Origin of the sequence: Paenibacillus sabuli, from assembly GCF_014705605.1 — a bacterium.
Lineage (GTDB): Bacteria > Bacillota > Bacilli > Paenibacillales > Paenibacillaceae > Paenibacillus_D > Paenibacillus_D sabuli.
On sequence record NZ_JACXIZ010000011.1, the window covers coordinates 205453 to 218104 of the forward strand.

At 62.2% G+C, this 12652-nt stretch carries 12 protein-coding genes; 1 reads left to right on the top strand and 11 read right to left on the bottom strand.

The features are described 5' to 3' along the window. Positions 1-5: 5 nt before the first annotated feature. From IDH44_RS05265 to IDH44_RS05315, 11 genes are all read right to left on the bottom strand, one after another. On the bottom strand, positions 6-2138 hold the full coding sequence (locus tag IDH44_RS05265; RefSeq protein WP_190915390.1) for a SpoIID/LytB domain-containing protein: 2133 nt from the start codon (positions 2136-2138) through the stop codon (positions 6-8). Further along, a complete protein-coding gene (gene ruvB, locus IDH44_RS05270) occupies positions 2135-3145 on the bottom strand; it encodes a Holliday junction branch migration DNA helicase RuvB (protein WP_190915585.1) in 1011 nt (336 codons plus the stop codon). Before ruvB ends, IDH44_RS05265 begins: the two co-directional genes overlap by 4 nt. Before the next feature lie 52 nt (positions 3146-3197). Next, the gene (gene ruvA, locus IDH44_RS05275) at positions 3198-3815 is read right to left on the bottom strand and encodes a Holliday junction branch migration protein RuvA (protein ID WP_190915392.1); all 618 of its coding nucleotides are present in this window, start codon (positions 3813-3815) and stop codon (positions 3198-3200) included. Beyond that, positions 3812-4315: a crossover junction endodeoxyribonuclease RuvC gene (ruvC, locus tag IDH44_RS05280; protein WP_190915394.1), complete on the bottom strand. Its 504-nt coding sequence runs from the start codon at positions 4313-4315 to the stop codon at positions 3812-3814. Before ruvC ends, ruvA begins: the two co-directional genes overlap by 4 nt. A 479-nt stretch (positions 4316-4794) precedes the next feature. After that, entirely contained in the window at positions 4795-5418 is a 624-nt protein-coding gene (locus tag IDH44_RS05285) for a BofC C-terminal domain-containing protein (protein WP_190915396.1), read from the bottom strand. A gap of 99 nt (positions 5419-5517) precedes the next feature. Next, positions 5518-6987, bottom strand: coding sequence for a LysM peptidoglycan-binding domain-containing protein (locus IDH44_RS05290; protein WP_190915398.1), 1470 nt, complete (start codon positions 6985-6987; stop codon positions 5518-5520). A 168-nt stretch (positions 6988-7155) separates the two neighbouring features. Continuing rightward, complete coding sequence (gene ilvE, locus IDH44_RS05295) at positions 7156-8034, bottom strand: branched-chain-amino-acid transaminase (RefSeq protein ID WP_190915400.1); 879 nt, start codon at positions 8032-8034, stop codon at positions 7156-7158. A gap of 60 nt (positions 8035-8094) precedes the next feature. After that, positions 8095-8961: a prephenate dehydratase gene (pheA, locus tag IDH44_RS05300; protein WP_190915402.1), complete on the bottom strand. Its 867-nt coding sequence runs from the start codon at positions 8959-8961 to the stop codon at positions 8095-8097. Further along, positions 8954-9937: a homoserine kinase gene (gene thrB / locus IDH44_RS05305; RefSeq protein WP_190915404.1), complete on the bottom strand. Its 984-nt coding sequence runs from the start codon at positions 9935-9937 to the stop codon at positions 8954-8956. Before thrB ends, pheA begins: the two co-directional genes overlap by 8 nt. Beyond that, a complete protein-coding gene (locus IDH44_RS05310; RefSeq protein ID WP_190915406.1) occupies positions 9937-11223 on the bottom strand; it encodes a homoserine dehydrogenase in 1287 nt (428 codons plus the stop codon). Before IDH44_RS05310 ends, thrB begins: the two co-directional genes overlap by 1 nt. Positions 11224-11296: 73 nt before the next feature. Next, entirely contained in the window at positions 11297-11734 is a 438-nt protein-coding gene (locus IDH44_RS05315; RefSeq protein WP_190915408.1) for an ACT domain-containing protein, read from the bottom strand. A gap of 321 nt (positions 11735-12055) precedes the next feature. On the opposite strand from IDH44_RS05315, the gene IDH44_RS05320 reads away from it, so the two are divergent. Then, positions 12056-12607, top strand: coding sequence for a M15 family metallopeptidase (locus IDH44_RS05320; protein ID WP_317890117.1), 552 nt, complete (start codon positions 12056-12058; stop codon positions 12605-12607). Positions 12608-12652 lie beyond the last annotated feature (45 nt).

Genomic DNA, 12652 nt, shown 5'->3' on the forward strand with positions numbered 1-12652 from the left:
TCTCGTCATCCCTTGCTGATCGTTATGCCATTGTAATAGTGTGTCAGAATTTCCCTGTAGTCATACCCGTCTTCGGCCATGCTGCGGGCCCCGTATTGCGACAAGCCGACGCCATGGCCGTTGCCCGTGCCGACGAAGCGGAACTGGGCATCCTGCGTCGCGGCGCGAAGGCGGCCGCTGCCGTCGAGCACATAATACGTGCCGCCGGCCTGCTCCACGCGATCGGCGCCGGCCGCATGCAGCGGCGACGCGTCATACGGCCGCTCGGTCTTGGCCCCGCCCGATCCCAGCACGGTCACGCGACCCGTCTCATCTACGGTGAAGCGTGTGCTCGGCAGGCCGCCCAGCGCCGAGCGCAGGCTGTCCGGATATCGAATATCCACGGTCTGCCCGTTGACCTCGATCTTCAATGCGCGTCCCGACGGGCCGCTCTCGGCGATAGTCAAGGTACGGATCGGTCCGCTGATCGGGGTCGACAGCCGCTTGTTGATCGCCGTCAGCAGCGCCTCGGCGTCCATCGGACCGCGCACCCAGCTCATGGCATTGGACTGCACGGCCTGCTCCACCAGCACGACCCTTGCGCCGCTCTGCAGCTTGGCTACCGGCTCGACATCGCTCTGGACGAGCGGGATCGGCCGGACCATCACGTCGCTGCCGACGATGCGCAGGATCGCTTGACCGCCGCTCGTCTTCGTGCCGGTATCCTCCAGCAGGTCCTCGCGCGTATACCCGGTGCGTCCGTCCTCCAGGGCGATCCGATACCAGGCGTACAGGCCCTGCTCGGATACCTCGTCCGGACTCTCGACGCTGCGCAGGTACGCGACCTCGTTGCCCCACACCTCCGACGCATCCGCAGTAGCCCCTCCCGCACTCGAGGAGAAGAGCGCCTCGATCACTTGCCCGTTATACAGCATGACCTCGCCCGCGGTCGCATCGACCGCGGCGGTGACGGACGCGCTCTCGGAGGCGACGCCGCTGTACGCTTGGCTCAGCACCGTATCGACGACGTTGGCGATCTCGAACGCATCGCCGTTTTTGTGCAGCGCATAGGTACGCGCCGCGACTGCTTGCGCTTTGAGCGCCTCGGCCGACCACGAAGCGGGCATTTCTGCGCCGACCACCGAATACAGATAGTGCTCGAACGGCAGTTCGTTCACAGCGGCCAGCATGCCATTGTGCGCGCTTAGCTCGAAGCCGCCGCGATACGAGCGCCCGTATCGCTCGTCGAGCTTGATTCGGCCGCTCTCTGGCCCCCCGAGCCAGAGCTTGGTCCCGGTGCCGCCGATCAGATAGAGTGCGTCCGAGGCTGCCGCCTGCGCTGTCCGCGTGTGGTCGCGCAGCAGCACGACCACGGGCTGTGCGCGGTCCAATACAGCCAGTTCGCCCAGCGCTTCGACCGCGCTTGCCTGTTCGCGCAGCGCGGCGAGCTGGGCTTCGTCAGCTGCAGCGCCGATCACCGCTACATAGCGGACGTCGGCGCCGCTGCCGATTACGGCCGGGTACGCCTCCAGCCCGGCTGCGACTGCGACGGCGGCGGCAGCCCGCGCCTCCTGCAGCGTCGTGTATGGAGCCGACGCCAGACGCAGCGGTCCCGCCAGACGCGGCGCCAACGCGCCCGGGAGCGACTGCAGCGCGGCATCGCCGCTCCACTTGGAGACGGCAGCCTGCGCGTCGGCTGCGCTGGCATATGCGCCTTCCAGCACGCGGTAGGTCAAGGCGCCTTGCCCGCCCTGCGCCGAGACGAGCCATGCGGCCGAGGATGATTTTTTGACTTGTTCCAATACCGCTGCTGCAGCGCGATAATCGGCGCTCTCTCCGACCAGCACCTTGTAATCGTCGAGCGCCACGCGTGCGTATTCTCCCGCCGCCAGCTGATCCCAGGCGGCCGAGCCGCGCAGCTTAACCTGCAGGCCCTCGGATCCGCTCAGCGACGCCGCTGTCGCATTGTTCGTATACGTGCCGGGCAGATTGACGAGCAGCGCCACCCGGATGCGCTCCAGAGCGGGCGCTGCGGCCTGCGCCGTCTGCGCCTGCAGCAGCAGCGGGACGACGAGCAGAGCCGCTGCCGCAAGCAGCGCGACAGCCCTTGCGATTAACACCATGCGCCGACCTGACGACAAGCGCTTGCCTACGTTCATTCGTCGTGCCTCCCCTTGTCCGAATCCGTACGCTCCGGCGTCTGAGGCAGCGGCAGCCCGAGATGGGCATAGGCCGGCGGGGTGACGATGCGGCCGCGCGGCGAACGCTGCAGGAACCCGATCTGCATGAGATAGGGCTCATAGACGTCCTCGATCGTTTGGCTTTCCTCTCCGATTGTAGCCGCGATCGTATCGAGCCCGACGGGCCCTCCGCGAAAGCTGGTGATCATCGCGTGCAGCATTTTGTGGTCGATCTGATCGAGTCCCTTGGGATCAACCTGGATCAGGCCGAGCGACGTCTCCGCCAGCTCGCTCGTGATCATCCCGTCCCCGCGCACCTGCGCAAAATCGCGCACCCGCCGCAGCAGCCGGTTCGCAATGCGCGGCGTGCCGCGCGAGCGCATCGCAATCTCGTCCGCCGCCTCGCCGACCATGCCTACGCCGAGCAGCTCCGCTGTGCGCGATACGATGAAGGACAGCTCCGGCATCGTGTAGAACTCGAGTCGCCCGACGACGCCGAAGCGGTCGCGCAGCGGCGCCGACAGCAAGCCCGCGCGCGTCGTCGCGCCGATAAGCGTGAACGGCGGCAGATCGAGCCGCACCGAGCGCGCGCTCGGTCCCTTGCCGATCATGATGTCCAGCGCGAAGTCCTCCATCGCGGGGTACAATACCTCCTCCACCGTGCGGTGCAAGCGGTGAATCTCGTCGATGAACAGCACGTCGCCCTCCTGCAGATTCGTCAGCAGCGCAGCCAGATCGCCCGGCCGCTCGATCGCAGGCCCCGACGTCGTGCGCAGGTTGACGCCGAGCTCATTTGCGATAATATTCGATAGCGTCGTCTTGCCCAGGCCCGGCGGTCCGTAGAGCAACACGTGATCCAGCGCTTCCTTGCGCAGCTTGGCCGCTTCGATGTAGACCTTGAGATTGTCCTTGACGGCGGCTTGCCCGATGTATTCGCTCAGATAGCGCGGCCGCAGGCTCAGCTCGGCGGCGCGGTCCTCCATCATCAGGTTGGCCGATATGATTCGCTCCTCTTCCACGCCCGATTCCTCCCCTGCTTCAGCCTTGGAACAGCAGCTGCAGCGCTCGCTTCACGAGCGCGTCCGTGCTCAGCCCCGACTCGGCGGCCTCGCGCAGCGTGTGTCCCGCCTTGTCGATCTCCGCGTCGCGATAGCCGAGCGCGGCCAGCGCCTGCGCCGCTTCGTGCCAGGCGGCGCTGCCGCCGGACGCGCCTGCGGCGCCGGACGACGCGAGCGGCAGCGTCTCCTCGGCGCCGGCCTGCGCGCCGAGCTTGTCCTTCAGATCCAGCACCATGCGCTGCGCCGTCTTGCGGCCGATCCCCGGCAGCTTGGTCAGGAACGCCAGGTTCTCCTGCCGGATCGCGGCAATGACCGCCTCGGGCGTCCCGCCGGCGAGGATGCCGAGCGCGACGCGCGGGCCGATGCCCGAGACGTCCAGCAGCATGCGGAACAGCCGCTGCTCGTCCCGCGTCGCGAAGCCGAACAATTGCACGGCATCCTCGCGCACATGATAATGCGTGTAGACCTCCACCTTGTCGGTCAGTCCCGCGAACGCATACGGATTCGGCGTATGCACCCGATACCCGATGCCCTGCACGTCGACGACGATGCCGTCCTCGTCCCACAGCGCGAGGCTGCCTTTGACATAATCAATCATCGCCGCGTCACCTCGTCTACTTTGCCTTGCAATACGGCCGAGTGCGCATGACAAATGGCGACCGCCAGCGCATCGGCCACATCGTCGGGCTTTGGCACAGCCGCCAGCTTCAGGAACATCTTGACCATCTCCTGCACCTGGCGCTTCTCCGCCTTGCCGTAGCCGACGATGGCCTGCTTGACCTGCAGCGGCGTATATTCCGCCACCGGCAGGCCGCGCTGGGCCGCCGCCAATATAATGACGCCGCGCGCCTGCCCGACGGCAAACGCGGTCGTAACGTTGCGGTTAAAAAATAGTTTCTCGACGGCCACCGCATCCGGCTTGTATTTGTCCATGAGCGCGCATGCGGACTCGTAAACTTGACGCAAGCGCGTCTCTTGCGGCGTATGCGCAGCCGTCTCAATGGCGCCGTATTGCACCGGCTCCAACTTGTGTCCGAGCTTGTCGACGAAGCCGAAGCCCGCGATCGCAATGCCCGGATCTATGCCCAGTACCCGCAAAACGTCCTCTCCCTTTTCCCAAAGCTTCACATCATTATACCAAATGTTCGCAGTCATGAGAACAGAAGCGATCGACGCATTCGCAGGGAGTCCTGCAATGCCGCGGTAATGCATTGGGGATGCTGTGAGGATGCTGCGAAGGTGCTCCGGGGTTGCTGCTGGAATGCTGCAGGGTTACTGCTGGAATACTGCGGGGTTGCAAGGGAGCAGTAGGAGTAGCTAAGGGCAGTTGGAGCAAGTGAGAACCGAGCAGCGGGAGCCACAAGGGGGCTGAGACACGGCAGCGAGGGCAGTAGCGTAACTTTTTCACTCTATTGCCATTGCCATCATCCGACGCATGCGATCGAGCAATAGCCTGACTATTGTCTACTATTTCACTCTATTGCTCCATCCGACACTTTCGACCAGTTAGGTTTTCTGGTTTCTTATCGCTACTTCCACGCACGAAAAAACCGCAGACAAGAAATCACGCCTGCAGCTCAAACTGCGCTGTCGTGGCGACGTAGCGCATATTCGCTGAACATGGACAATACGCTATTGTATTCCACGACGTCGGTGACTTCAATGCCACGATGCAGTCGCTTTAAATGCGCTGCCGGCAGCCGGCTCTCCAGCAACCCTACATCGAGCTGATAAAACGTACGCATCAGCCGCTCCTCTCGAGGCGGGCCGTCGTAAAGCGACAAATTGCCGCTTCGATCGACACCGAAAAAGGCGCCGTGGCTGCAGGCTTCGGACAAATCGTCGATGCGCTCACTCACCAATAATCGGCCTGGCTCCACCGAGGCCGTCCAGCTCGGATGGCGCACAAGCAGCGCCAGCGCCTGAGCCCCGGTCATGCTGCCCAGCTCAGACGTCTCCTCGCCACACAAGTAGGTGCGCTGGAGCCGGACCTCCAGCAGCCCTTCTGTCTGGGCAAGCTGCTGCTGAAGGCCTCCGGATGCCGATGACGATTCGGGCGGCAGCGTCTCTGCGACATGCCAAGCCGTTGCCGCCGAAGGCACAGCGGTGATTACCGTCAACGCCAATGCCAGTTGTGCGAGCAGCGGTCGTCTGCGGCGGCGCAGTTGCTTTTTCAACTGCTTCCATAGGCTGCGTTTCATAGTTAATCGGATCCCCTTCTGGATGTTTGACCCTAGTGTGCCCGGCCAGAAGGGGATTATACTTGGTTTACGCAGCGCTGCGCGTGCGCGTACGCGACCCTAGCGGCCGATCCACGGCTGGCTGCCGCGCCGGGTCTTTGCACTCACGCGCGCGGTTTTGCGAGCCGAAGCGGAAGCCTTGCGCGCAGGCGGCGCTGATTTGCGGCTCCGGCTTGCGTCGCCTTTGACGGATTTCGCTGCCGCAGTGGTCGCCGATGATTTGCCGGAGTTCCCCGCAGCGCTTTTTTCAGGCTCGCTGCGCTTCTCCTTGCATCCGCAATTGCATGGCTTCTCCGATGCTCCGCCTACATATGGTCCGTACGGTGCGCCATAAGGCATGCCGTACGGAACAGGGCTGGCGTAGCCTTGATAACCGCCGTAACCGCCCTGCTGCTGCATCCCGCTTTGCGGCGGATAGCCAGGCGGCGGGCCCCATTCCGCGCCAGGCATCGGGAATCCGCCATAGGACGGGGCGCCTCCGTGCATGCCGCCTAGCTGCGTGCCACCCAATTGCAAGCCGCCAGTCTGCATGCCGCCCATCTGCATGCCGCCCGCTTGTGTGCCGCCGCTCGTCTGCTCGTAGCCAGGCATGCCATAGCTTTGTCCGGGTAGCTCCTGCGGCGCCGCGTACGTGTAGCCGTGTCCCGGGCCGTAGCCCTCGCCACAAGGCAGCATGGCGCCCATATCCGCCGCGCCTGCCTGCATACCCTGTGCGGGATAGCAAGGCCACTGCTCCGAGGCGCCCAGAACGGACGGTCCGATACCGTACGGCATCTGGCCGGCCGAATGCGCTTGTGGCTGCAACTCCATCTGCTGCATCGGCATCTCCGGCATTTGCGGCATTTGCGGCATTTGCATATCTGTCATCTGCGACATCGGCATCTGCTGCATCGGCATTTGTTGCATCGGCATTTGTTGCATCGGCATCTGTGGCATGCCATAGCCCGATTGCGACTGTTGCATGCCATAATGCGATTGCTCCGGCATCCACGGCTGCGGCATGACATTCATGCCTCCCACCTCGGTAGCCGGCATGCCGTAGGACTTGAACAGGTCCGTCTCAGGCCCCGCCGGGGTCGGCTGCGGCATCGCAGGGACCGGCGCTGCTTGCGGCGTGATGATATGCGTCGGCGTTTTGCCGGGCGGCGTCTGCATTTGCCAGTTATCCATTGGCTCAGGGATTGAGACGTTCGGCCCGCTGCCGGTTTTCGGAATATTGACAATTTCGCCGGTCAGCAGCACATTCGGATTTTTCAGCTGCGGGTTGGCCTTGATCATATCCGCGAGCGGCACGCCCCACGCCTTGGAGAGCTTCCAGAGCGTATCGCCCTGCACCACCTTGTGCTGATGCATCATCCCTTCGCCGGACGGCTTCTCGCCGCTTGACGGGACTTTGACCTTCATGCCGACGTCGATGACGTTCGGATCGGCGATTTCGGGGTTGAGCTTGATCACTTCCTCCAGCGTCACGCCGTATTTCTCGGCGATGCTGTACAAGGTGTCGCCCTTTTTGACCATATGAATTTTCACTCGAACATTTCCCTCCTGTCACGGACTCGTATCCGGCAGACCGCGGAGTGCAGCGGTCCGCCAATCCATACATCCTATGCAGCAGGTGGGCGTATGTCCCCCATTCGCGCCAAAAAAAATCCCGAACCTTACCGGTTCGGGATCACAAAGCCGCGCCATGCGGCAAGTTCAGTCGATGGACACGCCCTCGACTTCGACAATTTGACGATACGCCTCCAGCAGCCGGCTCGTGATCGGACCGGCCGCGCCGGAACCGATGACGCGTCCGTCCACCTCGCGCACCGCAATGACCTCCGCCGCCGTGCCGGTGAAGAACACCTCGTCCGCCACATACACGTCATGCATCGTGAACGGCTCTTCCTTGAGCGTGTAGCCGAGCTTGTCGCACAGCTCAATGATCGTTGCCCGCGTGATGCCCTCCAGCGCACCGATGTAGCAAGGCGGCGTGTAGACGATCCCGCGCTTGACGATAAAAATATTGTCGCTCGAGCCTTCGGCGACATAGCCTTGGGCGTTGAGCATGATGGCCTCGCCGACGCCGGCCAGATTGGCCTGAATTTTCACGAGTATATTGTTCAGGTAATTCAGCGACTTGATTTTCGGATTGAGCGCGTCGGGAATGTTGCGCCGCTGCGACACCGACACCGAGACGAGCCCGTTGCGATAAGCTTCCTCCGAATAGATCGCCAGTTGCTCCACGATAATGATGACCCAGGCCTCCGGGCAGCGCTCGGGATCAAGCCCCAGGTTGCCAGGTCCGCGCGAGACGATGAGCCGGATATAGCCGTCGCGCATCTCATTGCGTCGAATCGTCTCCACCAGCGCCGCCTGCATGTCCTCGTACGACAGCGGAATATTCAACATGATCGAGCGCGCCGAGTCGTACAGCCGGTCTAGATGCTCCTTGCACTTGAAGATGTTGCCGCCGTAAATGCGGATGCCCTCAAAAATACCGTCTCCGTATAAAAATCCGTGGTCGAATACGGAAACCTTTGCGTCTTCCTTCGTTACATAGTTGCCATTCATGTAGATCCACTGCTGCGCCATGCGTTGCTTCCACCTCCGAATAGATGCCGGCTCCCTGTCAAGAGCCCGAACCACTGCTGATTAAGGGTTATACGTAAAGCTCGGATACGAGCCAAGAATACGGACCTGGCAGCCGATCGCCTCAATTTCGCTGATTGCGGCCGGCAGCAGCACAGTATCCAACGACATCTCGATATCAATGTAAAAATAGTAGCTGCCCAGCTTCTTTTTGGTCGGCCGGGATTCAATGCGCGACAAATTGATGCGCCGCCAAGCGAACGCAGACAACACCTGGTGCAGCGCGCCCGGGTAGTCCTCCGGCAGCGTGATCTGAATGCTCGTCTTGTACGTATCGGACGTACGCTCGACAAACGGGCGCTGGCCGAGCAGCAAAAAGCGCGTAAAATTGTTGTTGTGGTCGGTCACCCCGAGCTGCAAAACGTCGAGGCCGTGCAGCTCCGCACCGGCCTGTGTGCCGATCGCCGCCCAGCCGGAGCCCGGGTTCTCCTTGACGAGGCGCACCGCTTCGACTGTACTGCTCACATGCTCCCACTGCGCATGCGCCAGATTGGCCCGCAAAAATTGCGTACACTGCGCCATTGCCACAGGGTGACTGAGCACTTTGACAATCCGGTCGTATTCCAGCTCGCCTCGCTCGCCGACAAGCTCCGTGCGGCGGCCGATCAATGTCTGAATCGACGGGTAGACCCATTCCGCGCGAATCGGCAGATCGACCTCGTGAATGATCCAGTCCAGGTGGAGGCTGACCGAGCCCTCGATCGTATTCTCGATCGGGATGACGCTGTAATCGGTACGCTCGTCCGCCGTGGACAAAAACACATCCGCGATCGGCTTGTAATACGACATGCTGACGGGGATGCCTGCGAACAGATGTCGGGCCGCCTCGTCCGAGGTGCTGCCTTCCGGCAGCAGTGCTACTTTAATCATGCTTGACTTCTCCTTTGATCCAATCCATAAGCGGCACATCCTGCATGCTGCGATCCAGCAGCTCGACCTCCGGCCCGAGTCGGACCGGCTGCAGCCAGCGCAGCTCGGCCCGGACGCCCGCCGACTCCAGTGTATCCAGCAAAAAGCGCTCCAGCTCCTGCTTGCGCGTACTATGCGCGTCCACCAGCGTCAACAGCGTCGGTCCGGCGCCGCTGAGCGCCGCCCCGAGCGCGCCATGCGCTGCGGCGCGTGCCAGAATATCGGCCATGCCCGGAATAAGCGGCGCCCGGAAGGGCTGATGTATGCGGTCTTGCATCGCCTTGCCGATCAGATCCAGCCGTCCGATCGCCAGTGCAGCGGTGAGCAGCGAGCTGCGGCCCACATTGTGGACCGCGTCGGCGAGCGGCAGGCTGTCCGGCAGCGCATGACGCGCCTTTTCGGTCGCCAGCTGGAAGTCCGGAATCGCCACCAGCACCTCCAGACGCGCGTGCGGCTCCAGTCGGATACAGTCGACGCTGCCTGCAGCTCCCGCGGCCGCGACGACGATGCCGCCCAGCAGCGAGGCTCCGACATTGTCCGGGTGACCTTCCTCGGCCGTGGCCAGCTCCAGCAGCCGCTGGTCGCTCAGCGGCCGCCCGGCCAGCACGTTGGCGGCTGTCAGCGCGCCGACGATTGCCGTCGCGCTGCTGCCCAGCCCGCGTGTGAGCGGGATCTCGCTGTACATCGCAATTTCGAGCTCGGGCAACGTATAGCCCGCCTCGTCGTAGACCAACTGGGCCATCTTGTAGATCAGATTGGACTTGTCCGTCGGGATGCCCTTCAGACGACCGCCGAGCAGCTCGATCCGTGTCGGACCGTCCGTCGCGGCCATATCGATCCAGGTATAGAGGGACAGCGCCATCCCGAGCGTATCGAAGCCCGGGCCGAGATTGGCCGTGCTCGCCGGCGTTTTGACGATGATGCGGCGTTCGTTCATCAGCCTTCCACCCGGTACACGCTCTGCACCGTCTGAATCACGTCCAGCGACTCGAATGCTGCCAGCACTCGCTTCATGGCTGCCAGGTTCGCATCATGCGTAATAATGATGATTTCCGCCTTCGGATTGGACGGGTTCGGCTGCTGCAGCACCGATTCCAGGCTGACCTCGTGATCGGCGAAGATTTGCGTGATTTGGGAGAGCACGCCCGCCCGGTCCTCGACATGCAGCAGCAAGAAGTACTTATTCGAGATCTGCTCGTCGGACTTGAGCTTCTTGGGCTTGTAGACGGTCGAGCTATGCAAGCCGTTGACGCCCAGCCGCAGATTTTTGACGACGGCCACCAGGTCCGCCACCACAGATGTGGCTGTCGGCAGCTCGCCCGCCCCGGGCCCGTAGAACATCGTTTCGCCGACCGCTTCGCCGTATACATAGACCGCGTTGAACACGCCGCCGACCGAGGCCAGCGGATGGGTATGCTTGACCATTGTCGGCTCTACCGTGATGCTAATATGCTCGTCCTGCCGTTCGGCAATGCCGAGCAGCTTGAGCGCGTAGCCCAGACGCTTCGCATACCGTATATCCTCCAGCGTGACCGAGGAGATGCCTCTCGTGCTGACATCGGCCAGCTCGACCTCGGTGCGAAAGCCGAGCGTGGAGAGGATCGTCATTTTGCGGGCCGCATCCATACCCTCGACATCGGAGGTCGGATCGGATTCCGCATATCCGAGCTGTTTGGCTTCGCCGAGCACATCCAGATAAGATGCGCCTTCCTCCGTCATTTTGGACAGGATATAATTGGTCGTCCCGTTGACGATGCCCATGATTTTGGTGATGCGGTCCGACGAGAAGCCGTCGATCAGCGTCCGAATAATCGGAATGCCGCCGGCCACGCTTGCTTCGTACATGATATCGCATTTGTAACGGCGCGCCTGCTCCATGAGCTCGGGACCGTGCAAGGCCATCAGATCTTTGTTCGCCGTGACAACGTGCTTGCCGCGCGCCAGCGCATCCAGCAGATATTGCTTGGTGCGCGCTACGCCGCCCATGACCTCAATGATGACGTGGATGGACGGATCGTCAATGACCGCATACGGATCGTCGGTCAGCTTATCCTCCGCCACCGAGACGCCGCGCGGCTTGTCGAGATCGCGCACGAGCACCTTGGCGATTCTGATGGGCAGACCGACCTGGCTGCGCAGGTCGTCTTGATGATTTTCGACAATACGGACGACACCCGTCCCTACTGTTCCGAATCCGAGCAAGCCGATATTTACTGCTTCCATTTGTTTCTCCTCCACACTCCGAATAATTTGAATCGAGCCGGGCCGATTCCGGACGTTATGACAGGCTACTCGCTCACCCTTGGCCGATGATGGCCGCCTTGCGCACGCCGGGCTCCATTCGCAGCTGCTCGATCAGCGCGGCGATCGGCTGCGTCATAGGCGACGTGTCGACGGACAGCACGACATTGGCCTGTCCCTGCAGCGGAATGCTCTGATTGATCGTCAGCACATTCGCCTCCAGCCCGGCGACCAGTCCCAGTACTTTGGACAGCACGCCGGAGCGATGCTCCAGATCCATCGATACCGTAATGAGGCGTTCGCGGTCAAGCTGATTGACCGCGAAAATGCCGTCCTTATACTTGTAGAAGGCGCTGCGGCTCAGACCTGCGCGTTCGGTCGCCTCGTGCACGGTGGCCGCTTCGCCGCGCTGCAGCATATCCTTCACCAGCAGCGTCTTTACAATCGCCTCGGGCAGGATGTCCTCGCGGACGACAAAATAACGATCCGTCATCTGACGTCCTCCTGTGATAGACAAATGTTTTTATATAGTGGACATTATAACGAAAAACCGACGCCACGGCAATAGGTTAAGCCGAATTGGGCGACGGAATTTCGACAACATTCTCCGACTGGCCGCCTATCGTGTCGCTTGCCCGATTGTGGTACGATAGAAGGGATCGCGTTAGCGGATAACTGACACACTTGGGAGCTGGACATCATCGACCCGCACTTCAAATCGGCGCCCCAGCGGGCCCGCTCGCGCCTGCAAGCGCCCTCGCGCAGACCCGGACAGGCGCAGCCAAAACGAAAGTCAAAAGCCGGCACGCTGCTCGTGCTTCTCGCATTGCTGGGGGCGCTGGCTTATTATACCCATCTAGAATCTCCCGCCTGGGAGCGTCACGTGCCGCTCATCGAGCCTGCCGAGCCCCGGATTGCCGCTGGGCTTCATCCCGAGCTCGCCGACAAGCGCGACACGCTTGTACGTCTGGCGGATCAGGCCGGCATTGACGTGCTGATTACCGACGCCTTCCGCAGTCACGAGGAGCAGGAAGCCATCTACGCGCAGGGGCGCACGTCTCCGGGCAATATCGTCACCCGTGCGCGGGGGGGCGAGTCCTACCACAATTACGGTCTCGCCATCGACTTCGCGCTGCGCACGTCATCGGGCGAAGTGCTGTGGGACCTCGAATACGACGGCAACGGCAACGGCGCCTCCGATTGGATGGAGGTCGTGGAGATGGCCAAGACGCTCGGCTTCGCCTGGGGCGGCGACTGGGAGCGATTCCCGGACTATCCCCATTTGCAGATGGATTTCGGTTATACGCTGGATCAGCTGCAGCGCGGATTTTTGCCGCCCGGGCATGTAACGGTTATACAAGAATGAAAAACACGATGACCCGCCTCAGCTTAAGCCGTAGCGGGTCTTTTT

Coding starts and splice junctions, on each gene's coding strand:
- IDH44_RS05315 (WP_190915408.1), bottom strand. CDS start 11,734: ATGACGGATCGTTATTTTGTCGTCCGCGAGGACATCCTGCCCGAGGCG.
- thrB (WP_190915404.1), bottom strand. CDS start 9,937: ATGAACGAACGCCGCATCATCGTCAAAACGCCGGCGAGCACGGCCAAT.
- IDH44_RS05265 (WP_190915390.1), bottom strand. CDS start 2,138: ATGAACGTAGGCAAGCGCTTGTCGTCAGGTCGGCGCATGGTGTTAATC.
- IDH44_RS05310 (WP_190915406.1), bottom strand. CDS start 11,223: ATGGAAGCAGTAAATATCGGCTTGCTCGGATTCGGAACAGTAGGGACG.
- ruvA (WP_190915392.1), bottom strand. CDS start 3,815: ATGATTGATTATGTCAAAGGCAGCCTCGCGCTGTGGGACGAGGACGGC.
- pheA (WP_190915402.1), bottom strand. CDS start 8,961: ATGATTAAAGTAGCACTGCTGCCGGAAGGCAGCACCTCGGACGAGGCG.
- ruvB (WP_190915585.1), bottom strand. CDS start 3,145: ATGATGGAGGACCGCGCCGCCGAGCTGAGCCTGCGGCCGCGCTATCTG.
- IDH44_RS05285 (WP_190915396.1), bottom strand. CDS start 5,418: ATGAAACGCAGCCTATGGAAGCAGTTGAAAAAGCAACTGCGCCGCCGC.
- ilvE (WP_190915400.1), bottom strand. CDS start 8,034: ATGGCGCAGCAGTGGATCTACATGAATGGCAACTATGTAACGAAGGAA.